Consider the following 24,998-nt stretch of genomic DNA (forward strand, 5'->3'; position numbering starts at 1 on the left):
ACCCTTGAAGTCTAGGAAAGCCGAGTACTGGCGCGGAGCGAATTTGAGATTCGTGAGCACCGGCACGCAGGCCTGACACCGAATGCGAGGGTTTGTCTTCACGCCGCAGCAGTCGTTATGACTGCTTTTTCACATACTCACGTGCATCGTAGACACATCCGCCAGCTGGTTCATCAGTTAAAAGATCAAGCAAAATACCTGCTACTTCATCTGGACTCTTCAGTGTGCCTGTTTCATATAATTGCTGAAAACGGTCTATTTGTTCAAAGTCTTGTTTTGATGACTTCCGAATTTCCCCCTGCATATCTGTATCGATCGTGCCGGGTGAAAAGGAAAACGTGTTGATCGGATGCGCCTCGTCCTGCTGTTCCTCATGGAAAGTTCTCATAAACATATCAAGTCCTGCCTTTGAACTGCAATACGCACTCCAGCCTTTGTATGGGTTTTTCGCCGCTCCAGAAGAGAGATGAACGATCGTTTTCTTTCCGTTAAATGATTGAGTCTGCTTGGCAAACACATGGCTCAGTAAAACAGGAATGACAAGATTCAATGTATAATGCTGATGAAGCGTATCCTGTCCGCCTTGTCCAACGCGCTTGATAGGTGTGACCATTCCTGCATTGTTGACAAGCAAGATGTCATCAGCATCTGCCAAAGTGTGCGGCGTGAGACTATGTTGAAGCCATTTGGCCGCTGCTTCTTCATCGGTCAGATCAACCTGGGTATGTGTAAGCTTCGGATGGGATATCGGCGATGCACTTCTTGCTGCCGTGTACACATGATCCCCGCGTGAAAGCAGCCTGTTTACAAGTGCTAGGCCAAAACCTTTTGATCCGCCTGTAACGATTGAAATTCGAATGACAATCTCCTCCCTTGATATCACTATTTTACGTAGTGAAACGGTATGACAGCAAGCAATCTGCATAAAGAAAAGCCTGCCTCTTTTAAAAGAGACAGACTATTTCTTTTCAGCCTTCACATTCACCTTTGGAATCAGGATGATCATCACGACGAGACCAAGGACTATCAAGAAACCAAAGATCATCGGAAGCAGTGCCGATGTCTGCTTCTCATGATCATCCTCAGAAGGTGCTGATACAGCCGAATCACTAAAAGAGATATTCATCTCTTTCATCATACGAGCTGGTGTTTTGGGCGGGTTCTCCTTTAGATCACTAAATAGCTGGGGAGAAAGAGATCCCCCCCGGGCTTTAGGCGGTTTAGCAAAATGAATGTCTGTTTTGATTTTTGAAGTCGTTTTGCTTTGTTCGTATTTCGTTTGATCCCTCAATATACTTGAGTTAATATTGAGTTCCTTTTCTTGATATTCATTCGGCTTGACATTCGTATCCGTATCTTCATCAGCAGCGAAAGCAGCAGGGATGAGGAGAAAAAGGGAAACGGCAGCGAGTGCCGCCCCTTTCACGAATAGATTAAGCTTCATGAGTCACATCACGTTCCTCTGTTTTATCTTTCCATAGCTTTTTCACAAGCGGTACGACCATGAAAAGAACAGTTAAAATCACTAACCCTGTGACGCCCATTCCAAAGGTGTCTCCATTTCCATATTGAATCGACAGGTACACGTCTGTCACTGGATTGGTAAAGTGGAAATTCGGCATCACCAAATCAATTAACGGTGCGACAAAGAAGAAAATCAGCGCTGTTGCTGCCATCCACCCGGCAATAGAACCGAATAGGAAGGCCGTGCGAATAAAGGCAGAGCACGCCACTAATAACAAAATGGTGAAGATCGACCATTGAATGGCTTGATCATCTGCAAGTTTGTAAATGTTCAGTCCAAACAAGCTGATCATGAGTCCGACTAATAGATTCAAGATGCCAAACAGTGCACCTTTGACCAGCATCGGAGCTGACGCATAATACGAGCTGAAAAAGCCAATTAACAAACTGCTGATCATCACAATGACCAAAATGACGACCGGCGGTACAGTCTGCGTTTTTTCTTCCGGCACATCGCCGCTGATTTTCAGCGGATTGGCTAAATGGTTATACACATAGTTGCTGTTGCCTTGATCACTTAATGTATTTCCTAAAATACCCTTTAAATCTTGCTGAACAAGCTTTGTAGAGTCGACATTCTTGCTCCAGTTTTCATTCAGCGTATCTGCTTTTTCTTGAACTGTTGTGACACTCTCTTCAATGTTATTCGTATAATCCGCCACCCCTTTTTGGCGGTCGGTTAACGAACTCATATTTTCAGAAAGACGAAGCACTTCCTGACCAATTGAATCCTGTGCACTGACAACAATTGAACTGCCTGCAAGGTCTGCTGTATACACCGCATCTCCTTGATCAGCCATTTGCTCAGCTACATTGTCCGCACTTTCAGAAATTGTCTGTAATTCCTGTTCCATGCTTGCCTGCTGAGTCGTAATGTACTCCGCATAACCATCTGAAAACTTCTGCATCTCATCAATAAAAGTAGACACATCATCGTTTGATGTCAGCATCTGGTTTTTGAGTTTGTCCCAGTTTTCTGTTTCTTCTTTTTTGATGGAGAGGATGGATTGGATATTCTCTTCTTTTGCGTCATATAAAGAAGAATTATTAGATGGTTGATAGACATTTGCGATCATCAGCTCTAGCTGAGAGAGTTGATTTGAATAGTCCATTAATTTCTTAGTTCTTGTTGATTTTGTTTCGAACTTTTTCTCAAAAAGATGATCGCTAAAGGCATTACTAATCGGTGAGTTCCTGCGCTTCAGCTCTTTTACTTTGCTTAAAATAGAGGATTCCTGATTTTTGATTTCATTCTGAATCACATCATATCGATCTTGTAACCGTAGAATGGTCTTTTCAAGCTTTTCTACTTTTTTTGTGAGTTTCTCAAGCTCTTTACTCATCTTAGTCACTTTGTCTTTTAATTCGTCATTATGGGCGTTCGCTTTTTCTTGAATTTTCTTTTTCACTTCATCTAGACGAGTAGCGAGTGCTTTTAGATCATCCTTCGATGTATTCGTGCTGCCGGTATCTGGCTGAGCAGGATCATCACCGGTTTTATCATCATTGTCATCTCCAATAGGCGGCGTCTCCTGATCTGCTAATTGATCCGCAAGGTCGTTCATTTCTATTGAAATCTGTGAGAGCTCATTTATTTCTTCCTCTAGGTTAATCCCAATTTCTTCTGGGTTTTCATTATCTTGATCTGATGGCCCGTCTTCATCAGAGTCAGCTGGCGGTTCAGGCTCGTCCATTAACTCTTGCCTTTTTGCCAATAGCTTTGTCTGCAAGTCTGATATTTTATTTCGATAATCTTCTAAGTAACGATCTTCATAGTTTTTAATCAGTTCCTTCTGAGACGCTATCACAAGTTCCGTTAACCCCGTGGATTGCTTAGGAATAACGTCTTCTCTCGACTTTTGAACAGATTGGATGGCGCTGTCCGTTGTTTTCAGCTGACTTTGTACCCCGTTGATGTCTGTTTTGAGTCCGCCCATTTGATCACTAAAGCTGCGGGCATTTTGGTTTTGAATGTCAGCGAGTTGTTTGAGCCCTTGCTGGATTTGCTTTTGGCTTGCTGATTGCGCTTTGATCAAGAGATCCTTTTGTTTATCTTGATACTGCTGGTATTGATCGACTACTTTCACAAAGTCCTTTAACTGGTTCTTTGCTTCTTCAGTTGTACTCAAGCCGTCTTTATACTGTTTCTGTGAATCGGCCATCGCATTTTTTAATTCTTCTATTTGTTTCTTCTGCTGCTGGACGGCATCTGATAGTTTGTTTGAGTTCGGCTTATAGAAGTTGTACATCGTGTTTTGGAATTCGACTTCTTTGCCGACAATATGCTCAAATTCTTCTCTCACATTGCCAATTTCCTGTGATACAAAACTCCAGTATAGTGTCGACATCTGTTCATTCATTTTCTTTTGCGCATTTTCCAGCTCTCTCTGCACTTTCTCTTTATTGACTGCATTGAGCTGATCTTGAATTGAAAATTGAATGGATGCCTTTTCAGGATGGTCTTTATCATAGCTCAGCACATTTTTAGAGAAATCAGACGGTATATAGAGGACAGCGTCATATTTTCTGTTTTTCAGTCCATTTTCCGCCGCACTGCGATTCACTACAGTCCATGTATAATCAGGACGCTCTGACAATGCTGCCACAACATCCTGTCCGAAACGAGCCGTGTTTTCACTTTCGCTCGCTCCCATATCCTCATTGACCACCGCAATATTTCGTGTGGCATTCTTCTTCTGTTTTGCCGGATCATCTCCAATCAGGTGGAAAAATAAAACCGGCAGCACAAGAATCAATATCATGGTGGATACGATTTTGATGGAGCTTTTTTGCTGCTCTGTCATTGAACACTCTTCCTTTCTACCGCACATAAAGGAACCTGAATTTTCTTCTCTTTTCCGTTTTCAACCAAATACCCGAAGCCTGGCTGAATCTCTGGTTCTTGTCTTGCATACGGAAGCGGTATGATGGTTTGCTCTGATTTTTTCATGAGTAACATAGCATGACGAACTTGTTTGATTTCGTTTGTGAGTGCATCATAGCCCTTACTGAACTCGGTATGATTTCCTGATGCAATCAGGCTGAAGCCTAAGTGTGCATATGACTTCATGAAATCAGCCAATTGATCTTGAAGACGCGGATCGATCGTCTGCTGAAAGCGCGTAATGCCATCAATCACAAGCACAATTTGAGGAAATGACAACTGATCGGTCTCCCCTCGGCGTACAGCTTCGACGTACATCTCTTCCCGCACCTTGAATAAGCGTTCTATTTCTTCTGCCCATTCGGTGATATCATCCTTTGTTTCAAGGTAATCAATGTTCTCTTCTTTTGCATAATGGGATAGACCCCGATCAATTGAATCAAAGACAGCCAGCTTTTCAGGCTTTGCCACTAAAAGCTGATCAAGCATCAGTTTTGTCACATTTGTTTTCCCGCGCTGCGTTTGACCGATAATGAGGCAATGTTTATTCTTTTTCAAGTCAAAATAAACAGGTGCCACAGATTCCTCATCTAATCCGACTGGAATGTCATAAGGCAGTTTTTGTTCATCTAAACGACTCTCAAGCTCCCAAACTGTCAGCTTATCAGGAAGCATTGGCACAGGCTTTGGTTTTTCGGATGCTTCAAAGCGGTCATGAAGAAGCTGTATCTCCTGTTTCAAATGCTCAAACAATTCGAGATCGTTCTCTCCTTCAACTGGCAGGAACATTTGCGCAAAATAAAGCTCTTCTTTGTTAATAATGACTCGGCCTGGGATCGGCTCTAAGCTGAATTTCGGTCTGCCAATAATCGAGTACGCCTCTCCTTGATCCATTAAGTAATGGACAATCTTTGTTTTCAGATTGTTCATCAGCGATTGACGCACTGCATTTACCCGGGTTGCTGTAATCAAGAAGTATATACCTAGTGATTGTCCATCACGGCTCAGCTGAATAAATTCAGATTCGAGCTCATGCATTTCGTCTTTGACAATGTCAAAGTTGTCAATCACGATAAAAATGAATGGAAGCTTTTTCTCATTTAAGGCATTGTACATTTTGATATGACTCATTTCTTGCTGTCTGAATAACCGCTTGCGATATTCAACCTCTTCTCGGAGACGCTTCATTGATTTTTGAATCTTTCTCATCTGATCCATTAAGAAATAATCCGCCGTATGCGGCAGTTTAGCTAACGGAAGCAATGTTCCGTTTCCGAAATCATAAATATATGCGTGCCATTCTTCAGGTGAATACCTCTCCGCAAAGCTCATCAGCAGTGTTGTGGCAGCAAGTGATTTGCCGTAGCCGGAGGAACCGAAGATGCCAATGTTCCCATCTTCCATCATTTGATAAGAAAGTGGATGCTGGCTTTGCTGATCTGGTTCATCGACAAGCGCAAAATGGAAGACATGCTCTTCACTCGACGTATAACGTGTTTTTGGAATACGTTCCTCAAGCGGTGGAAGCCATGGACTTGGCAGCTTCTCGATTCCAAGTTCTTGCTGCATACGTTCAATTTCATCCACAACAGCGGAAATCTCCGTCACTGTCTCTTTTTTCACTGCTGGCTCTGTGCTTACCCCTGATAACGGAATAAGACCAGTATCTGTCACAATGGCAATGTCATCTTCTGAGCCGTAGCCATCTTCCATATATGGTGCACCGCTCCAAGCCGATTGGAACAATTCATAAATTTCATTGTTGCCCACTTGTAAATAACCGCGTCCTGTGACGGTAATGGACGCTGCATCACTATTTTTCAAAATTTCCTTACTGTCTGACGCATCTTGTACTTTTAGTGCGACCTTAAAACGGGAGTTACTCCAAATCTGATCATCAATGACCCCGCCTGGCTTTTGGGTAGCCAAAATGAGATGGACCCCGAGGCTTCGGCCGATACGTGCGGCGCTGACAAGCTCCCTAATAAAGTCTGGCTCTTCACTTTTTAATTCAGCAAACTCATCAGAGATTAAGAACAAGTGAGGCATTGCCTGCTCAGCCTTTTTCTCCTTGTAGAGCTTCGTATAATCATTGATGTGATTCACATGATACTGATCAAACAGCCGCTGTCTTTTCTTCAATTCACTTTTAATTGAGGCAAGTGCTCTTTCACTAAAGTTCTTGCTGCCTTCAATATTGGTGATCGTTCCAAGTAAATGAGGAATATTTCGAAACGGCTGCGCCATTCCGCCGCCTTTATAGTCAATCAACAGAAAAGCAACTTCATGCGGATGAAAATGTACAGCGAGCGATAAAATATACGTCTGTAAAAATTCACTTTTCCCTGATCCCGTTGTTCCCGCCAACAGTCCGTGCGGGCCATGTGCTTTTTCATGCAGGTTCAGATCGACAATGTCGTTTTTCCCTTTATAACCAATTGGCACTGATAATGATTTGGCCGTTTCTGAAGTCAGCCATTTTTCACGAATGCCAATGTCATCTACCTGTTTGGCATGAAAAAGATCAAGGAATGAGACCGTCTCAGGAATCGAATTGGTCATACCGACTTGATGATCTAATGTTCTCAGTGTTCTGGCAAACAGTTCATTGTCCCCGCGCTGATGTGTATCAAGCTGAAACGGAATTCGTACTGCCTTCTTGTGCTGAATGAGAATATCTCCTTCTTCTTCGTTAATATAACGGACAAGCGTCGAAATATTTTCAGCCAAGCTTTCCTTAGTTTCTGCAGCAAAGATAATGGAAATACCAAGATCTGTCCGGCTGCCTTCTAAGTATTCTAAGATCACATGCTCGGCAATGAGCTCATGATTTGTCACGATGAACACAAAATGAGGCGTAAAGATTTTCTTCTCTTTTTCTTCTTCTAAATCACGCTCGCGTAAAATTTCATAAATAGAGGACAACAGCTGATCGCGTGTTTGTTCGTTGTAAATAAACCCTTTGCCATATGTATGAGGCAGCTGGAAGTGCGGAAGCCATTTCATCCATTCCCAATTCTCATACTCCTGCTCATGAAAGATAAAGACAAATCTCAAATCGTGATAGCTGTGCGAGAAAGCAAGCTGTCCGACAAGCTGATGAAGCTCATTTTTCACAATCGCAGGCTTCCCTATTAATCCTGTTGGACCATCCGCAAGACCGAATGTAATCGGGACATTCTTCACTTCACGATATACTTTTTGCATGTGCTGCGTTTGTTCCATTAAGTCATCAACATCCCGGTTGGCCATATCGCCGCCGCTCATCGATAATTCATAGCTTGATGGGACTGCGCCTGTTCCAAGACGCAGGTGCAGGAAGTCGTCACTCACAAGCGTCTTTTCCCAAATGCGGCCGCTGATTTCTGATGTTAAATACTTCATTTGTTCAAATGACGGATAATGATATGTCAAAATATATTGCTGACGGTCATACAGCTCCTGCAGCTCTTTCCGTTTATTTTCTAAATAAAGAGAATAGACACGCTGCCGCTTCTCTTCTCGTCTTTTGCGCTGTGATTTTTCTTTAAAGTATTGAACGGACGATGTAATTAACGTCATGATAAACATCGCCATCGACACGATAATAAAGATTCCACGCGGCTGGATAAGGGCAACAATCCCCATCACAATGAGCATCACAAGCGGCGGAAGGACAACAAGCCAAAGCCCTCTGCTGTTATTTTCACTCTCCTGCGAAGGAAAGCTAAAGGATACCCGGTCATCTGGCAAATCATAAATCAAACGCGGTGTACGTCTGTATGATGGGTATTTTTGTTTTGTTTCTGTACTTGGCGGTCTTGTTTTTTCCAAACGTGTATGAAAGGGTTCGTAAGCTGTCACCTGTAATAAATCATCATCTTTAAATGTCACCGTCAGAAAGTTCCAGAACAGCTCATCTCCTGCATAAATCTTCTCTGGACCATGGATTTTCTTTCCGTTCACGTAAATCATCTCGTCCTGAGGCATGACATACCATGTTCCTTCGATCTTCTCTAAAGTGAACTGGCTGGCATCTTGAAACATGGAATGAGCTTGTTCTTTCCACACATCAATCTCATCTTTCTCTTCACGTGAAAAAGACAGCTCCACTCTATTTCCTAGGTAATAAATATGTTGATCATGATGTGCATCCATTAAAATAAGTGTGAGTGAACCAAGCTGATATGGTTCATGTGGAAGTAATTTGCCTTTCTTCTCATCTCCCTGATAAATAGTAAAACCATCATTCGGTTCATCAGGAGATAAACGAATGACCCCTTCATCAAACGAAAGTGAAGGGATTGTCACTGTATGCTCTATTTCAGGTCCAATCAGAGCTTCTCGATTGAACTGCTCATCTAAACGGACAGTTTGATAATCCTCCTCATAAAAAACCCAAAGAAGACTCAAACGCTCCACCTCCTCATGGGACAGCACCAACTGTCAGTTGTATCGAAAGAATTATTTTTTCTCATCTTTTTTTGTCTGAGAGGTTTTCTTTTTCGCTTCAGATTCTTTCTCTTTTTTCTCTTGATCGGCTTTTGACTGCTCTTTTTGTTCAGCTGTTTCATCTGTTTGGCTTGCGTCTGAGGAGTCACTTGTGCTTGTCTCGGTTGTTTCTTTTTCTTCATATTTCGCCATTTCCTTAATGATCGGATCTAGCTGTTTTTGTTTTTCTTCAGCAGAAAGGCTGTCATCGTTTTGAATTTCATTGCGGTAGGCGACGAGTGCCGTAAATATGTACCTGTCGTCTCCAAGCACCCGTGCAATATCAAGTGCTTCCTTGCTATTGCCTTGTCCAATATGAATCCAAAAAAGGAAGTATTGCGGATCTGTCTGCAATGTGTACGTTTCTGTGATTTCTTTTTTATGCTGATCAAGCAACAGACTGCCTTGGTTCGTTTGTACATACGAAATGGCCAGTTCATATTGAAGAGAGACTGGCATTTGATTGGCTGGATATTTCTCTAACGTATCCACCACTTGACTGTACTGCTTGTTGAGATAATATTTGTTTGCCTCGACGTATGCTTCTTGTTTTGGCATGGCAAAAAAGAAGGTATAAATGGTGTACACCAATGCAGGGATTAACAGAACAAGCAGACCTAATCCGATGTATCGCTCGATCTTCCATTTCTTTTTAGGAATGGTTAAGAGCGTTTTTTCTTTCGCATCGATTGCTTTGATCTTTTGCTCAATCAAAGCTGACAATTCTTCCAGCGACTTCGTTTCACTAATTTCTTTTGCCAGCTCCGATAATTTCAACGTTTCATTGTAAGCCACATATTCTTGAAATTGATATTCATGGTCAACCACTCGAAGAACGACAGCCTTGACCTCTTTTAACAGGCGATGCTCATCGGTTTCATATGGCGGGATGCTTTCTTTGACTCCATAATGCAAAAATGCAGGAGCTAAGCCTTGATGAAAAACAATGTTTTCAGGAGAAACAATAGGATGCAGCCGCTTCACGTCGTGTTTAAGAACTGCATCGACAAGCTGGTATGAAAAAATCCATTTGCTTTTTTCATCCTTTGCATGGATGAAACGAAATTCCTGATAGGCAGGAGGCGGTTGTATAGAAATGATGACCTCATCTTCAGTTAATTGGATCTCTTTCTGAAATGAAGGATTGATGTCTTTGATCGGTGCCGCTTCTAAACCGTCTAAGAGTTTAATCGTCTCTTTTTGAAAAATAAAGGTATAGGTGCCTCCCTCTTTTTTCATGACTGCTTCTAATTGTTCTTCTAAATAGGAACTCTTTTTATCTGCCATTTACAAAAGTCCTTTCATAGTATTTCCAGCCTGTCTCCTGTGGTAATTCCACAGTCTGACAGCTTATATTCGCCTGAAAACACAGCTTTCTTATTGACTACCCGCACCCATCCGCCTTCTCGCTTTGGAAGTGAGATTTGTTTTGCCTGCCAGGCGATATGGATGACTTGTTTAATATGTAAATAATTTGATAGTCTCAAATCAAACACACTGCCATCATAATTTTTTAAGTCGATGGTAATATCGATATACACAAATTTCCACCTCACAAAATAGAAAGAGCGCCGGCATCCATTGACAGACTCGGCGCTGTTTCTGCTTTTCACACTTAGAAAGGAAATCCCTTTGATTAGCCGCGGATTTGGCTTGCGATGTCTTGGTCAGTGCTTTCAAGTGTATTTGCCGTTTGATCAAGCTGATTGCTGACATCTGTTAATAGATCAGACATTTTGATAAATGAAGGCTTAAGCTGTTCGTATTGATCAGCAAATGCTTCACTAGAAGCACCTTCCCACATTCCTTTTAAATCAGAGATCATTCTATTTAGACGATCAACTTGGTTTAACACTTCTTGACTTTCAACACCATATTGCTTAGCGGTCGCTCTTAGTTCTTCTGGGGTTACGCGAATAATTCCTGACATATTCCTCATTACCTCCCGTGCATAGCCGCCATATAATGGGCTAATCCACTTATTTTTTGACGTTATTATTATAAAAACAGAAATGATACACAGTCAAACAAATCTGTTTTTATTTTACAAAATGAGTCTATAGAATTACTGTTTTTTCGCTTTTTATCTAGTATTTAACAGTTTTTTGGTCATATATTCATAATAAGTATCCACCTGCTTCGGTGGATCTTTCCGCCTATTGATTTTTTACTACGTTATTATTGTACTATTTCTTTTTCAGCGTGCTTCAACATCCATTTACTTGCTTCTCACACTTTTTGTTTTTTTAAGTTTATGGCAGTTTTTTGTTGATTTACGTACCTCATTCTCTTCATAATGTAAGTACGTGAAATATTCGAAAAAGCAGGGGTTTTTTATGACAAAAAAGACAGATCCGTTTAAGTATAGCCTTGATCGTTTAGAGGATGTGGCAGACCAAATTAGTGATGTGCTCAATTGCCCTATTACTATAGAAGATACTCATCATCGATTATTGGCATATAGCACACACAATGATTTTACTGATCCCGCCAGAACTTCAACCATTATCTCCCGCCGGGTACCGGAAAAAGTCATTAATCGGCTTTGGAAAGACGGCATCATTCCTACACTCCTTAAAACAGACGAACCGCTTCGTGTCCCTCAAATTGCAGAGGTGGGTTTATCTAGCAGGGTCGCCATTTCGATCTGGAAGGACAAAGAAGTGCTCGGATTTATTTGGGCGATTGAATCCGCACAGCCTTTTTCAGAAGAAGAAATGGACCTTCTCAAAATGGCAGCGCATGCCGTGAAAAACAAATTACTCAACTTACAAATTCGAAAAACGAAAACAGAAGAACGTAATCAGGAGCTTTTCTGGAAGATGCTCACAGGTCATATTCATGAAAAGGATGAGATGCTTGACCTATTTTTAAGGCTTGGCATCAGATGTCCAGACACATATGCCATCATCATCTTCCGTCTTCGTGACGAACTCACAGAGGAGACAGAAAAAAAGCTGTCCTATCTGCTTGAAACAACACAGCAAGTACAGGTACTGTTAACGACTGTTGATTTTCACGAATTCATTATTCTTGTCTCACCAAAAACAGAACATCCGCTTCAAGATATTAAGCAATTCACAAGCGGTATGCTGCAGCAGCTTGCGGACCGGTATCATATTCAGCATGTTCAGGCAGCAATTGGAGGAATTTACGATAACATCTCTCAAATTCAGCCTTCCTATAAAGAAGCTCTGGCTGTATTAAAGACGAAAGAACGCTTTCCAGTTGAAACAGAACGTTTAAACAGCTTTTCTGAACTAGGCATTTATCAATATCTTGATGTGCTTGCTGAGAAGCGAAAGGGCTCTTCTTACTCCAGCTACTCTTTATCGAAGCTTGAGGATTACGACCTGAGGCATCATTCCAACCTTGTCGAAACCCTTGAGCGGTTTATTGACTGTGACAGCAATGCCAATATTGCCGCAAAGCAATTAAACATCCACATCAATACCTTAAATTATCGATTAAAACGGATTACAGACATCGCAGAAATTGATTTAAAAAACATGAATGAGAAAATGACCATATACCTTGATATGAAGCTAAAAAACGTCCATTTGTGAAATTTCACAAAGAGGCGTTTTTTTATTTTTTATTTCAACCGAAGAATTTTCTAAACTTTCCGGATACACTAGACATACAATATCAATAGATAAGCATAGGAGGAATAAACATGATCATCGGCATTCCGAAAGAAATTAAGAACAATGAAAACCGAGTGGCTTTAACACCAGGAGCAGCTTCTCAATTACTTTCAGCTGGACATCAGATTTTAATTGAAACAAACGCTGGTTTTGGAAGCGGATTCACTGATGACGATTATGTATCTGTTGGTGCAGAGATTCTTGATCAGGCGAAAGATGTATGGGCATCTTCTGATATGATCATGAAAGTAAAAGAACCATTACCTGAGGAATATCCTTATTTCAGAGAAGGACTCATCTTATTTACGTACCTGCATCTAGCCGCAGAGCCCTCCTTGGCTGAAGCATTAAAACAAAAAGGCGTTACAGCCATTGCTTACGAAACAGTAACGGACGGAAAAACACTCCCTCTTCTCACACCAATGTCTGAAGTAGCAGGCAGAATGGCCGCTCAAATTGGGGCTCAATTTTTAGAAAAGCCAAAAGGCGGAAAGGGTATTTTACTTGCAGGTGTACCAGGGGTTTCAAGAGGAAAGGTCACCATTATTGGCGGCGGTGTTGTTGGAACAAACGCGGCGAAAATGGCGATCGGACTTGGCGCAGATGTCACCCTGATTGATGTAAACGCCGAACGCCTGCGCCAGCTGGACGACCAATTTGGCCATCAAATGAAAACGTTAATGTCCAATCCTGTCAACATTGCAGATTCAGTCAGTGAGGCAGACCTTCTCATTTGTGCGGTGCTGATTCCTGGTGCCAAAGCACCAACGCTTGTGACAGAAGAAATGGTGAAACAAATGAAGCCTGGTTCTGTCATTGTGGATGTAGCGATTGATCAAGGGGGCATTGTCGAAACCATTGATCATATCACAACCCATGATCAGCCTACTTATGAAAAACACGGCATATTACATTATGCTGTCGCCAACATGCCAGGCGCCGTTCCGCGGACATCAACTGTTGCGTTAACGAATGTCACTGTTCCATATGCACTGCAAATTGCGAATAAAGGCGCTGCAAAAGCCATTAGAGAAAACAATGCCATCGCAGAAGGTGTCAATGTCATGAATGGACATATCACGTACGAAGCGGTCGCTCGTGATCTCGGCTATGATTACGTACCTGTCAGCAAAGCCATCGATGCCTCTTTTATGACCGAAGCTTAATCAGCTACCCGCCCTATTGATGGGCGGGTTTTATTGTTAACCTAAAATAAAAACAAGTTGACAAAAACCTCTATTCCCCTTAATCTATTTGTACAGATAAGACAGGGGGAAACATCATGCAAAAGAAGACAAGAACAGCTGACTTTGTGCTAGTCGGAATGTTTGCTGCACTCATGGCTATCGGAGCCAATATCACATCTATTGTGCCGTTTTTACAGGTCGGCGGAATTCCACTTACGATGCAGCCGTTTTTTTGTGTGCTTGCTGGTCTCTTACTCGGCAGACGGCTCGGGGCATTAGCTATGATTGTCTATGCCTTGGTTGGTATTGCTGGTGCACCTGTATTCGCCCAGTTCTCTGCGGGCTTTGGGGTCATTTTAGGTAAAAGCGGCGGCTTTGTATTATCGTACATCCCTGCTGCCTGGCTTGCTGGATTCATTCTAGAGAAAAGAAAAAACCCTGGCTTTGGCCGCTTTCTGCTTGCAGCCATTGCTGGTACGACCGTGATGTATGTGATCGGAACCACCTATACATACATCGCATTAAATGTATGGCTCAATGCACCGATTTCTTATCAAACCACGTGGTTCTTTATGATCTGGTTTATGGTAAAAGACTACGCTTTGACCATATTACTTGCGATGCTGGCTCCTAAAATTTATCGCTCTGTTTCTAAGGCCACATCCTTTCGAAAACAAGAAGCTGTATCATAGAAAAAAGAGCCTTTCTTCATTCAGGCTCTTTTTTCATCATTACTCAGCGTATTGATCTATGATTTCCTCTAGCATTCCTTCAAGCACTTCTACATCTTCAAGATCTGATGGACTGAAGCGGTAGCGTACAAGCTGTTCCCCATCATTATACATCTCCTCAAGCCAGCCTCTTAGGCCTCTTGCTCTGCGGTCGACTTCGAAAACAATGTCTAATCCGCCTTCATCTATCAGAAAAATCAGCTCTAACTCATCAAGCATATAGCGATAGTAGTCTGCTGTCGGAATGAACTCGAATTCTTGGACGAATGGCAGGCGCCGCTGGAAGTAAGGTGCTTGCTCACAGTCTGCTTCGTTCAGGTGGAAGCCTAGATTTCTAGTGGCCTCCAGCACATTTTTCACCCAAGGATGTGCTTCAACGAAAATGCGGTCATAGTCAGATTTATCGATTCCGCCTTGGATATCAAGGTCTGTCTCCACTGCAATTTCAACTTTTCCGATCGTCATCGGGGTATCGATAGGAAGAATAAAAGAAAACGGAAATTCATGCTTTTCTCCAGGCTGGATGGTAAAAGAATCCGCCACCCGTACAGAATGGATGTTTGCATATTTTCTACGCTCTTCATCATCTTTTACAATCACATACTGTGTTTCAATTTTAACATTGATATGGCGGATTTCCTGAGCAATTTTTCCGCCCTTTACATGGACAGTTCCCGTTACTTCTTGTCCTGGATAATAAGCGTTTTTCTCTAAAATGGTATCTACTTTTGCCGCACCAATTCCTGCACTTGCCGCTAGCTTTTTAAAAAATGACATGTCCCATCTTCCCCTTTTCATTTTTATCAGCATATATACGTAAGATAGAGAAAGAAAGATTCATTTAATTCATACTTTTGTCCTAATTATTTTTTCATCTGCGAACAATAAAAAAGCTTATAGAAAAAACATCATCGTTTTCTCTACAAGCTTTTCATTTTACAAAATAATCGCCGCAAGCCAGCCGAACAGAACAAGCGGAATATTATAATAGATAAAAGTCGGGACACAAGTTCCCCAAATGTGGTGATGCTGTCCATCCATATTCAATCCAGATGTTGGTCCAAGCGTACTGTCACTTGCAGGTGAACCTGCATCTCCAACAGCCGCAGCAGAGCCAATAATGGCAATGGTAGCCATTGGACTAAAACCTAAGTGTAAACAAAGTGGAACAAAGATGGTTGTAATAATTGGAATCGTTGCAAATGATGATCCGATCCCCATTGTCACAAGCAGACCAACAAGCAGCATTAAAATCGCCGCAAGACTCTGGCTGTTTCCGATAAATTGGGAAGATGCTTTGACAAGGGATTCAATGTCTCCTGTTTTTGTTAAAACGTTGGCAAATCCAGCGGCAACAAGCATGACAAAACCGATAAATGCCATCATATTCATTCCAGATGTAATCAGTTCATCTGCTTCACCGCGTTTCATCATTCCAGTTACAAACAAGACAAGCAGTCCTGAGAGGGCACCGAAGATCATTCCTTCCACACCAAGGCTTTGCGATAAATAAAGCTGGACAATCAACGAAACGAGAATAGCAAGACCGGCAAAGAATAAGCTTTTTTTCGTATAAGCCGATTTCTCTACGTCTGTAATTTCACGATCCTCATATACCTTCGGCTTTCGATACACAAAAATGGAAACGATCAGTCCAAGAACCATACCCGCAACAGGAATCAGCATTGCATACGGAATATCTGCAAGGTCTACAGTCAGACCCGCTTCCTTCATATTGTCACGAAGCATTCCGTGGAAAATCTGTCCAAATCCGACTGGAAGTAATATATATGGTGCAGTGAGTCCGAAGGTCATGACACACGCTAGCAGTCTGCGGTCAATCTGAAGCTCGTTAAACACCTTTAATAACGGCGGAATTAAGACTGGGATAAAGGCAATATGAACAGGAACGACGTTCTGTGAAAAACAAGACACGATCAAAATGACAAGAATGATGAGCACTTTTGATAGTGTTTTCCGTCTTGAATCGCCTTCTTTTCCTAGAAGCTTCACTGCTCCTTCAACCATGGCATCTGGAAGACCTGTTTTCGTCAGTGCCGCAGCAAATGCTCCTAATAACGCATAACTAATCGCCACTGTTGCATTTCCTCCGAGTCCGTCCGTAAAGGCGTCCACTGTTCCTCCCAAGCCTAATCCACCTGCAAGTCCGCCAGCTAAAGCGCCTATTGCCAGCGCAATCACGACATTGACCCGCAACAAGCTTAATATCAACATTAAAACAACCGCTAAAACAACTGCATTCATGGTGAAACCCCCGAAATCCTTTAGTTTACTAATGTAGTAGATAATTAAAGTACCAACGTATGTTACCATAGAAAAAAAACTTCGTCAAATGGCGTATGTCCTACATAAAAAAGCTCTGCCATCCGGCAGAGCCTTATCCTTTATTTTGTTCCTTCAAATCGTTCCACAAATGTTGCGAGTGATCTCACCATCACACCTGTTGCCCCTGTTGGTCCAAAGCATGAAGGTTTTTCTGTTGTTGCAGTTCCTGCAATATCTAAATGAACCCAAGGCGTATCCTCTGCGAATTCGCCAATGAAAGCACCTGCCATGATCGCATGACCATCACGTCCTGGTGAGTTATTGAGATCCGCCATTTTGCTGTTTCGTACTCGTTTTTTATCTTTTTCCGTGATGGGCAGCTGCCAGATCATTTCACCACATTCTTCTGCTGCTTCTTTAAACTGAGCGTACAGCTCATCGTTATTGGTCATCGCGCCTGTTGTCTCATTTCCAAGCGCCACAATGACACCGCCTGTTAATGTGGCCACATCTACAAGGACAGAGGCACCATGCTGCTTCGCATATGTCACCCCATCTGCTAAAACAAGACGGCCTTCTGCATCCGTATTGAGCACTTCGATTGTTTTACCGCTTAGTGACACAATCACGTCGTCCGGCTTCATAGCGTCTGCCGAGATCATATTATCGGTTGAGGCGATGACCGCAATGACATTTTGCTCTGGGCGAAGTTCGCCGATGATTTCCATTGCGCCTAAAACAGAGGCTGAGCCGCCCATATCTGTTTTCATGCCAACCATACTCGCTCTTGGCTTTAAAGAATAGCCCCCGGTATCATACGTGATGCCTTTACCGACAAGGCCGATGACGTCTGTCCATTCTTCCTTGCCTTGATATTTCAATACGATGAGTTTTGGCGGTTCTGTTGAGCCTCTATTGACGGCTAAAATACCGCCCATTCCGAGCTCTTCCATTTGTTCTTTATCTAAAATTTCAATCTCAAATTCATATTTATATGCAAGCTCTGCCGCATACGAAGCCAGATCAGAGGATGTGAGCATGTTTGGCGGCATATTCACAAGGGTACGGGCCGAATTGACTGACTGTCCGTACACTTCGCCGACTTTCAAACTCGCCTGAATTTCAGCTTGATCATGCTCTGTCGTTGCATAAACAAACTCGATAAAACGATCCGGTTCATTTGTTTTATGTTTAAAATCCTGTAATTCATATGTAGCTAAAAGGCAGCTTTCAGAAAGGGCATGGGCTGCATCTTGAGCAGGCAGATCCTTTCCAATAAACGTATCCAGCAAGACAGAAACCGCTTGCTTTTTATCTTGATGAAGCTTTTTAAATAAATGGGCAAACACTTCTTTTGCCTCTTCAAACGTGTAATCTGATTCCTTCCCAAGCCCGACAAAATAAATGCGTTTGATGCCTGTTTCAGGGGATGGGAAAAACTTCGAAAGCTGATTTCGTTTGGATGAAATGTCGCCTTCTTTTAATAATTCAGTGATTCTTCCTTCAAGTAATTCATCCATTTCTTTTGCTTTTCCTGATAATTGGCTCTTTTGAAAAAGTCCGATCGCCAGTGTATCTTTATGCTGCAATTCATTTGTCGAGAAAAACATATTTATCACACGCTCCTTAATGAACTCCATTTTTCACATTGGAACTTCTATTATATCAAAATTTGCGTGCCTATACGATCATTGCCAGTCTGTCTTTACTTGATGAACATTTATATTTTCACACGCGGAAGGGCATCATGAAAAAGCGGCGAAAACTGAGCAGCCTGTCCGTGTCCTCTCCGTTCCACATCTACTTTCTTTAATGTTATAATGAACATGGACTTGGCAGCTTTTTTTACTGCTATCATTTTTTCATCATACTAGGATTTTTAGTCCATCATTTCGCACGATATTTTTTCTTAAAGAGAGGATGTTTCTTGTTCATGAGCGTACTGACGAATTTTCCGCTGCTTGCCAGCCTAGCAGCCATCTTTTTTGCACAATTTGTAAAAGTACCGATTCAATTTATCATTTCTAGACGACTAGATTGGTCGCTCATTACAAGCACAGGCGGAATGCCAAGTTCACACTCCGCAGCAGTAACAGCACTCTCCACAGCAGTTGCTTTAGAGCACGGGCTAGATACATCTATCTTTGCCATTTCCGCCATCTTTGCCATTATTACCATGTTTGATGCGACAGGCGTTCGCAGACAGGCAGGAGAACAGGCGACTGTTCTCAACAAGCTCGTAACAGATTTTAACCGATTTGTTTCCGAGGCAAAGAATTTCCCAAATGCGGAAGAAAAAGAAAAGCAAAAGAAATTAAAAGAGCTTCTTGGTCATAAGCCGATTGAAGTCTTCTTCGGCGGCTTAACAGGGATCTTGCTGACACTCATCTTAGATTATTACTTCATGTAGAAGCGAAAAAGCTTTGGACCTTAAACGGCCCAGAGCTTTTTTATTCTTTATTGGCTTGAAACTGCTGACGGAATACTTGCATCGATTCTGCTTCATTGAGCTGATTTAAGTCTTTTTCCGTTAACGTCCCTTCACCCTTTTTGATGATATACACATCGAGCACTTTTTTACCCCATTCTCTATACACATCATCAACGGTTTCATAGTATAAATCAAGCTTATGACCTTTAATGGCTTTGCCGGTATCTGCAACTACACCGTAGCCATAGTTTGGGATAAACAGCACCGTTCCAATCGGAAAAACAGATGGGTCGGCTGCCACTGTTGAGTATAAATCACGTTTTACTTTAACGCCTGAATATGTAATGCCATATGCATGATGTTCCTTCGTTTTGCCTGTTGATTCCACACCTGCTGTATAGCCGGTTGCAACAACCTTCTGCTTCGGGTAATCGTTCCAATTAAACGCTTCTTCGAGAGAAACAGCCCGCGAATCTTCACTTTTGAGTGCGATCGTTTCCCTTTTTGGCTGCTGAAAAAAAGAAGATACTTGCTTGCCCGCATCGGTCTCTTTCACCCATGCAGCTAAATCACTTGGTTCGACTCCAGATATGCCCGTAAAGCTTGTCAAAAGTGCAAGCATGAATAGGGCGGTCATGAACAATCGTTTCATCCATGTTTTCATCTCTATTTGTCACTCCTCTACCCATCTATTTGTTTCCAAACAAAATGGAAACTATGCAAAGGAGAAACAAAAAAACCCACTTGCGAGTCCGCAAGTGAGTTAAAACATTTGATACCCTCTTTTTCGAAGTGCATTAATGACAAAACCTGATGTGATTGCACCGATCAGGCCGCTTAATAAGATGATGATATCAGCCGCAGCGAGTGAGACGATCCGGTCTCCTATTCCTGAAAAAGCAGTGCCAGGCTCTCTTACATAAGCAATCATCTTTTGATTGTTGATAATGAAAAGGCATACAATTGGATATAAAATAGCCATAATCCATGACATTCTCAGCAGCATATTGAGCAAAAACCCAATGCCGAAGAATAACACGAAAAATAAAATAACTGAAATGATAACGACTGGTAAACTGATCACTTCATCTCCACCCCCAAATATCCCATCATTAGTTTAACTTGGAAATAGAGATGAAGTCAATCAATGGAAAAAGCAAATCCATTAACGCTTCTTTCCTGTCCCTTTACATTCCTCACACGTTTCAGATCCGCCGAGCAATAGCTGAAAATACCCTTTTCCTGAACAATATTGACAGATTGATGTTTTTTCCTTTGTTTGTGCATTCATATTGCTCACTCCTTAATCTAAATTTTCTGATAATTCATCATAACATATTTTGCCGTCAATAACCAAGTGAGAAAATATACCACAACTTATAAAAAAACGTGTATCACGAGGATACACGTTTTTGTCTATGATGTTTAGAAGAACTTGAATTTTCCTTTTTTCAGAACAAGTCCTGGTCCGCCAACCATGAATAAAGAACGGTTGTCGATGATTTTCTTCATTGCAGAAGCTTTTGTTCCTTGAAGTTTTTTACCAAATGCAACACCTACAGCGTCGTGTTCACCAAGAGAAGCAACTGTTCCTTTGATGTCTGGCTTAAAGCTTTCAAGAGAACCGCCTTTTACTAGTGCTGCAAGGTTTTTCGCTACTGTCTCACCTTGTTGCATAGCGATTTGTGCAGTTGGTGGGTATGGACGGTTGATTTCTTCATTGATAATCAATGAACAGTCACCAATGATGAAGACATCATCATTTTCTGGTACACGAAGGTCTGGAGAAACTTTTACGCGGCCGCGCATGTTTTCAAAACCAGCTTCTTCAACGATTGGGTTACCGCGTACACCTGCTGCCCAAACAACAGTCGCAGCTTTGATTTCTTCTGTATCATCGTCTTTTCCAACAATGATCCCCTCAGGCGTACATTCTTTGATCGCTGTACCGATTTTGAACTCAACACCTTTACCTTGAAGGTAGTTCATCGCATAGTCGATCAATTCTGGATCGAATCCAGGAAGAGCTGTTGGCGCAGCTTCTACACAGATGATACGCACGTCTTTTTGATCAATGTCATACTCTTTGCAAAGCTCAGGCACACGGTTTCCAAGCTCACCAAGGAACTCAATACCTGTGAATCCTGCGCCGCCGACAACGATTGTCAAACGCTCTGGACGTTTTTCAGCATCCGTATTATACGTCGCAAATTGAAGCTCAATGTGCTCACGAAGCTGACGAGCAGAGTTGATGTTAGAGATTGAGAATGCGTATTCTTTCAGTCCTGCAATACCAAATGTTTCAGGAACAGCACCAAGTGCAACAACAAGGTAGTCATAAGAAAGTTCGCCATCTGATGTCACAACTTTCTTCGCTTCCTTATCAATGCTTTCAACTGTTGCTTGTACAAAGTTGACACGGGAACTGTTAATCACATCTTTGATTTGATAACGACAGCGGTCATGATGAAGAGTACCTGCACTTGCTTCATGAAGCCATGTTGTTTCGTAATGATAATTATGCTTGTTCACAAGAGTAATGTCCGCATCATTTGTGCCAAGCTGTTTTGTTAATCTTGTTACAGTCATTAATCCGCCATAACCTGCACCTAATACAACGATTTTCGGTTTATTCACTGGAATCACATCCACCTTTTTTAAATTTGCTGTAAAACGGATAAAGAATTACATATCGTTATTCTCAACCGCTTTGCGGCATTTTATGAAATTTAAACAAAAAAATAAGTATGTGAAAATCTGAACTTTCACCTACATAAAACGAAAGCATTTGACCGTATCCGACAAAAATTCATAAAAAATTAATATTTAGTTCCCTTAACAATAATAGCGAGTTCTGCTCCAATTTTCAAGGCTTTAAACTGAAAATCCTTATGATAAACGGTCTTTCTCACTTTTTCCTCCTTTTCAAAGCTTCGGCATCAAAAAACGACAAGTTTTTCAAAACAAGTCAAACGACGATATGTGGTATGATATGATATAGTGATAACAATTTTCATTTGGGAGGATTAAAGGAATGCAAGAAGATTCTAAGGTATATGACATTACCGTTATCGGGGGCGGCCCAGTTGGATTGTTTACTGCGTTTTACGGAGGCATGAGACAGGCAAGTGTGAAAATCATTGAAAGCCTTCCTCAGCTCGGCGGTCAACTATCCGCTCTTTACCCTGAAAAATATATTTATGATGTGGCTGGATTTCCAAAAATCCGCGCACAAGAATTAGTTGATAACTTAAAGGAACAAATGGATAAATTTGATCAAACCATTTGCTTAGAGCAGGCAGTTGAAACGGTTGAAAAGCAGGCAGATGGGATCTTTAAACTTGTGACAAATCAAGAGATTCATTATTCTAAAACAATTATCATCACAGCTGGTAACGGTGCATTCCAACCGAGAAAGCTTGAACTTGATTCAGCAGAATCATTTGAAGGAAGCAACCTTCATTACTTCATTAATGACTTGAACCAATTTGCCGGCAGACGTGTTGCCGTTCTTGGGGGCGGAGACTCTGCGGTGGACTGGGCACTTATGCTTGAACCAATCGCAAAAGAAGTATCCATTATTCACCGCCGCGATAAATTCCGCGCACATGAGCACAGTGTAGAAAACCTGCACAACTCGAAAGTCAATGTACTAACACCATATGTACCAACTGAGCTCATTGGTGAAGACCGCATTGAACAAATCGTACTCGAAGAAGTCAAAGGCGACAAAAAACAAGTGCTTGATGTGGACGACGTGATCGTCAACTTCGGTTTTGTTTCCTCCCTTGGACCAATCAAACAATGGGGCCTTGAAATCGAAAAGAACTCCATCGTGGTGAAATCTACAATGGAAACAAACATTGAAGGCTTCTATGCGGCAGGAGACATCTGTACGTATGAAGGAAAAGTCAAATTGATTGCAAGCGGATTTGGTGAAGCACCAACTGCTGTCAACAATGCGAAAGCTTACATGGACCCGAAAGCCCGTGTACAGCCCCTCCATTCCACAAGCTTATTTGAAAAGAAATAAGATCGGATCAAAAAAGGAGTTCCCACTTGCGGAACTCCTTTTTCGTTTATTTAAAAACCCCAATATAGGCATTTGCCATTCCAAGTACCATTGCAGCAAGCAGCACCACAACAATCCCTGCCACAACCAAAATCACCCGATCCTTCACACGTTCCTTTTTCGGAAGCGGCTTCTCAATCCCGCAAGATGGACACGTTTTGGAACGATAAGGAATCAGTTCATGACAGTTCCTGCAATTGATTTGTTCACTCAAACCTCAGCAACCTCTTTTCTCACTACAGTTTATGTTTGGTTCTCATGATACTCTTTTCGAGTGGAAATAGCCAGTTGTTCGGGCCAGCTGTAACAAAATTGAGCGATTTTGAAATCTAAAAATTCATTTCCTTTAAATTTATTATAAAAGCTAAGTAAGATGGGATCCAATAAGGTTCTAGGAAATAATACTAGAAATATCTTTTTCATATTCTAAAATAGGTTTATAAACCAATTTACTATAAATTTTTTCTATGTTGCGTTCGCTATTTAAATCTTTATTGGGTATCTTAAAGATACTCTCCAACAGTGCTTTTTTTTCTTGAACATTCAAATCATCAGGTCTATGTATATAAGTACTCTCTTTAAAATTATATTTTATTTCATTAAAGGCTTTTGAAAACTTTTTTATCTTCTTTTTATCTATATGATCCAATTGAAATTTATCCAACAAATTTCTGACAAACCAGTCTAAATGATATAAAAATTCTGTATCCTCCATTTGAGAAAAATAAAATAACCAACCATATCTGAATTCTTTAGTTTTATCACCGTTTACCTTACTGCTAATAGAGCCTGTTATCTTATTATTAATTGTAAAGATAAATTGTTCAGGTGACATTCTCTTAGAATGTTTATATTTCGCGAATATTTTAACTATTGAATTCTCAAATCGTTTACTATTTGATTCTTTAACAGTTAATTTTGGTGTACCATTGGACGAATTTTTTAAAGCATAGCCTAAAAAATTAAAACCGTTCTCTTTAATATCACCTTTTTCTTCTTTATCAATATTTAATTGAAGGTTATAAATTCCTTCCAATTCATACTTAATTTCTTTATAAACTTTTTTAAAATTTTCCTCTGTGCACATAATTATAATGTCATCAACATATCTAATATATTTTAGGTCTTCTCTTTCTTGAAAATCTAAATCTAAATTATGCAAATATATGTTTGCCAAAATATTTGATATTGACAATCCTTGGGGTACCCCCTGGGTGATTATCTCCTGAGTTTTTCCACCATCACCTAAATATGTCGGTGTTGTTATTGCTTCTTTAATTAAAGATAGGATTTCTTCTTTCTTAATCTTTTTCTTTAATTTATCAATCAGTATTCCATGTCTTATATTTCCGTAAAAATCGGAAATATCCAATTTAATAAATTTATTGAATTTATCCTTGCAATTTTTTATATCTTGAATACATTCTTGTGGTAATGGCTGTTTTATTTCACTAAATGTATTAGATAAAACCAAGTGTAGCGATTTCAAAACAAGTTTGTCTCTAAGAGTAGGTATTGAAATAAGCCTCGGGTATGAATTTCTAGATTTTAATATTAGTTTTTCTTTATAAGCAGTAAATCTATATGTACCCAAAGTGACTTTCCTATTTATAATTTCAAATATTTGTTTTTGATTTTCCACAAAATTATTATAAGTCATCTTATCTATACCTAGTGCACTATCATGTTTAATATAAAGTTTAAATACCTCTTCTAGCTTATAAATAGAATAATATTTTTTAAACTCACTACTCGCTGACAATTAA

General features: G+C 41.0%; 21 protein-coding genes. 5 read left to right on the plus strand and 16 right to left on the minus strand.

Features of this window, described 5'->3' with window-relative positions; all coding sequences use genetic code 11:
* Window positions 1–115 precede the first annotated feature (115 nt).
* From M1D81_RS15230 to M1D81_RS15260, 7 genes are all read right to left on the minus strand, one after another.
* The gene (locus tag M1D81_RS15230) at window positions 116–859 is read right to left on the minus strand and encodes a (S)-benzoin forming benzil reductase (RefSeq protein WP_456267102.1); all 744 of its coding nucleotides are present in this window, start codon (window positions 857–859) and stop codon (window positions 116–118) included.
* 99 nt (window positions 860–958) lie between these two features.
* Window positions 959–1,444 carry a type VII secretion protein EssA gene (gene essA / locus M1D81_RS15235; protein ID WP_456266465.1) on the minus strand — a complete coding sequence of 162 codons (486 nt, stop codon included), beginning with the start codon at window positions 1,442–1,444 and terminating at the stop codon, window positions 959–961.
* Window positions 1,434–4,328 (minus strand): type VII secretion protein EsaA, encoded by a 2,895-nt coding sequence (esaA, locus tag M1D81_RS15240; protein WP_456266464.1) that lies wholly within the window; start codon window positions 4,326–4,328, stop codon window positions 1,434–1,436. The genes essA and esaA overlap by 11 nt, the downstream gene beginning before the upstream one ends.
* Window positions 4,325–8,800 (minus strand): type VII secretion protein EssC, encoded by a 4,476-nt coding sequence (gene essC, locus M1D81_RS15245; protein WP_456266463.1) that lies wholly within the window; start codon window positions 8,798–8,800, stop codon window positions 4,325–4,327. Before essC ends, esaA begins: the two co-directional genes overlap by 4 nt.
* A gap of 51 nt (window positions 8,801–8,851) precedes the next feature.
* Window positions 8,852–10,165 (minus strand): type VII secretion protein EssB, encoded by a 1,314-nt coding sequence (gene essB, locus M1D81_RS15250; protein ID WP_326149127.1) that lies wholly within the window; start codon window positions 10,163–10,165, stop codon window positions 8,852–8,854.
* Between the two features lie 14 nt (window positions 10,166–10,179).
* Window positions 10,180–10,419: an EsaB/YukD family protein gene (locus M1D81_RS15255; protein WP_003213579.1), complete on the minus strand. Its 240-nt coding sequence runs from the start codon at window positions 10,417–10,419 to the stop codon at window positions 10,180–10,182.
* Window positions 10,420–10,514: 95 nt separating this feature from the next.
* Complete coding sequence (locus M1D81_RS15260; RefSeq protein ID WP_003213769.1) at window positions 10,515–10,808, minus strand: WXG100 family type VII secretion target; 294 nt, start codon at window positions 10,806–10,808, stop codon at window positions 10,515–10,517.
* A 406-nt stretch (window positions 10,809–11,214) separates the two neighbouring features.
* Between M1D81_RS15260 and M1D81_RS15265 the strand changes: the two genes are divergently transcribed.
* The 3 genes from M1D81_RS15265 to M1D81_RS15275 all read left to right on the plus strand — a co-directional run bounded on the left by M1D81_RS15265 (window position 11,215) and on the right by M1D81_RS15275 (window position 14,404).
* Window positions 11,215–12,444: a PucR family transcriptional regulator gene (locus M1D81_RS15265; RefSeq protein ID WP_024423341.1), complete on the plus strand. Its 1,230-nt coding sequence runs from the start codon at window positions 11,215–11,217 to the stop codon at window positions 12,442–12,444.
* Window positions 12,445–12,554: 110 nt separating this feature from the next.
* Window positions 12,555–13,691: an alanine dehydrogenase gene (ald, locus tag M1D81_RS15270; protein WP_025094176.1), complete on the plus strand. Its 1,137-nt coding sequence runs from the start codon at window positions 12,555–12,557 to the stop codon at window positions 13,689–13,691.
* A gap of 116 nt (window positions 13,692–13,807) precedes the next feature.
* Entirely contained in the window at window positions 13,808–14,404 is a 597-nt protein-coding gene (locus tag M1D81_RS15275) for a biotin transporter BioY (RefSeq protein WP_456266462.1), read from the plus strand.
* Window positions 14,405–14,443: 39 nt separating this feature from the next.
* On the opposite strand, the gene M1D81_RS15280 is transcribed toward M1D81_RS15275, so the two are convergent.
* The 3 genes from M1D81_RS15280 to M1D81_RS15290 form a co-directional block, all read right to left on the minus strand.
* Window positions 14,444–15,220, minus strand: a complete 777-nt coding sequence (locus tag M1D81_RS15280) for a sporulation protein (protein WP_456266461.1) — start codon at window positions 15,218–15,220, stop codon at window positions 14,444–14,446.
* Window positions 15,221–15,379: 159 nt separating this feature from the next.
* A complete protein-coding gene (locus M1D81_RS15285) occupies window positions 15,380–16,708 on the minus strand; it encodes a Na+/H+ antiporter family protein (RefSeq protein ID WP_456266460.1) in 1,329 nt (442 codons plus the stop codon).
* 140 nt (window positions 16,709–16,848) lie between these two features.
* Window positions 16,849–18,339, minus strand: coding sequence for a leucyl aminopeptidase (locus tag M1D81_RS15290; protein ID WP_456266459.1), 1,491 nt, complete (start codon window positions 18,337–18,339; stop codon window positions 16,849–16,851).
* A 323-nt stretch (window positions 18,340–18,662) separates the two neighbouring features.
* Here M1D81_RS15290 and M1D81_RS15295 point away from each other — a divergent pair, with 323 nt between their 5' ends.
* Window positions 18,663–19,139, plus strand: coding sequence for a divergent PAP2 family protein (locus M1D81_RS15295; RefSeq protein WP_024423347.1), 477 nt, complete (start codon window positions 18,663–18,665; stop codon window positions 19,137–19,139).
* Window positions 19,140–19,179: 40 nt separating this feature from the next.
* Here M1D81_RS15295 and M1D81_RS15300 read toward each other — a convergent pair whose 3' ends face one another.
* From M1D81_RS15300 to M1D81_RS15315, 4 genes are all read right to left on the minus strand, one after another.
* The gene (locus tag M1D81_RS15300; protein ID WP_456266458.1) at window positions 19,180–19,824 is read right to left on the minus strand and encodes a 3D domain-containing protein; all 645 of its coding nucleotides are present in this window, start codon (window positions 19,822–19,824) and stop codon (window positions 19,180–19,182) included.
* A gap of 99 nt (window positions 19,825–19,923) precedes the next feature.
* Window positions 19,924–20,244: a YuiB family protein gene (locus M1D81_RS15305; protein WP_024423349.1), complete on the minus strand. Its 321-nt coding sequence runs from the start codon at window positions 20,242–20,244 to the stop codon at window positions 19,924–19,926.
* A gap of 81 nt (window positions 20,245–20,325) precedes the next feature.
* Complete coding sequence (locus M1D81_RS15310; protein WP_157834354.1) at window positions 20,326–20,451, minus strand: YuiA family protein; 126 nt, start codon at window positions 20,449–20,451, stop codon at window positions 20,326–20,328.
* A 134-nt stretch (window positions 20,452–20,585) separates the two neighbouring features.
* The gene (locus tag M1D81_RS15315; RefSeq protein WP_024423350.1) at window positions 20,586–21,803 is read right to left on the minus strand and encodes an NAD(P)/FAD-dependent oxidoreductase; all 1,218 of its coding nucleotides are present in this window, start codon (window positions 21,801–21,803) and stop codon (window positions 20,586–20,588) included.
* 391 nt (window positions 21,804–22,194) lie between these two features.
* Here M1D81_RS15315 and yumC point away from each other — a divergent pair, with 391 nt between their 5' ends.
* On the plus strand, window positions 22,195–23,193 hold the full coding sequence (gene yumC / locus M1D81_RS15320) for a ferredoxin--NADP reductase 2 (protein ID WP_456266457.1): 999 nt from the start codon (window positions 22,195–22,197) through the stop codon (window positions 23,191–23,193).
* A 46-nt stretch (window positions 23,194–23,239) separates the two neighbouring features.
* Here the strand turns inward: yumC and M1D81_RS15325 are convergent, their stop codons facing one another.
* Both M1D81_RS15325 and M1D81_RS15330 read right to left on the minus strand, forming a co-directional pair.
* A complete protein-coding gene (locus M1D81_RS15325) occupies window positions 23,240–23,446 on the minus strand; it encodes a hypothetical protein (RefSeq protein WP_024423352.1) in 207 nt (68 codons plus the stop codon).
* A gap of 177 nt (window positions 23,447–23,623) precedes the next feature.
* Window positions 23,624–24,994 carry a reverse transcriptase domain-containing protein gene (locus M1D81_RS15330; RefSeq protein WP_456266456.1) on the minus strand — a complete coding sequence of 457 codons (1,371 nt, stop codon included), beginning with the start codon at window positions 24,992–24,994 and terminating at the stop codon, window positions 23,624–23,626.
* Window positions 24,995–24,998 lie beyond the last annotated feature (4 nt).

The sequence above is a fragment of the Bacillus sp. JZ105 genome (assembly GCF_053903125.1).

Bases quoted from the DNA above. Each gene is read 5' to 3' on its own strand.
- M1D81_RS15300 (WP_456266458.1), bottom strand. From the start codon at position 19,824: ATGAAAACATGGATGAAACGATTGTTCATGACCGCCCTATTCATGCTT.
- M1D81_RS15290 (WP_456266459.1), bottom strand. From the start codon at position 18,339: ATGTTTTTCTCGACAAATGAATTGCAGCATAAAGATACACTGGCGATC.
- M1D81_RS15280 (WP_456266461.1), bottom strand. From the start codon at position 15,220: ATGTCATTTTTTAAAAAGCTAGCGGCAAGTGCAGGAATTGGTGCGGCA.
- M1D81_RS15285 (WP_456266460.1), bottom strand. From the start codon at position 16,708: ATGAATGCAGTTGTTTTAGCGGTTGTTTTAATGTTGATATTAAGCTTG.
- essB (WP_326149127.1), bottom strand. From the start codon at position 10,165: ATGGCAGATAAAAAGAGTTCCTATTTAGAAGAACAATTAGAAGCAGTC.
- yumC (WP_456266457.1), top strand. From the start codon at position 22,195: ATGCAAGAAGATTCTAAGGTATATGACATTACCGTTATCGGGGGCGGC.
- M1D81_RS15310 (WP_157834354.1), bottom strand. From the start codon at position 20,451: ATGAATGCACAAACAAAGGAAAAAACATCAATCTGTCAATATTGTTCA.
- esaA (WP_456266464.1), bottom strand. From the start codon at position 4,328: ATGACAGAGCAGCAAAAAAGCTCCATCAAAATCGTATCCACCATGATA.
- M1D81_RS15295 (WP_024423347.1), top strand. From the start codon at position 18,663: ATGAGCGTACTGACGAATTTTCCGCTGCTTGCCAGCCTAGCAGCCATC.
- M1D81_RS15260 (WP_003213769.1), bottom strand. From the start codon at position 10,808: ATGTCAGGAATTATTCGCGTAACCCCAGAAGAACTAAGAGCGACCGCT.
- M1D81_RS15265 (WP_024423341.1), top strand. From the start codon at position 11,215: ATGACAAAAAAGACAGATCCGTTTAAGTATAGCCTTGATCGTTTAGAG.
- ald (WP_025094176.1), top strand. From the start codon at position 12,555: ATGATCATCGGCATTCCGAAAGAAATTAAGAACAATGAAAACCGAGTG.
- essA (WP_456266465.1), bottom strand. From the start codon at position 1,444: ATGAAGCTTAATCTATTCGTGAAAGGGGCGGCACTCGCTGCCGTTTCC.
- M1D81_RS15275 (WP_456266462.1), top strand. From the start codon at position 13,808: ATGCAAAAGAAGACAAGAACAGCTGACTTTGTGCTAGTCGGAATGTTT.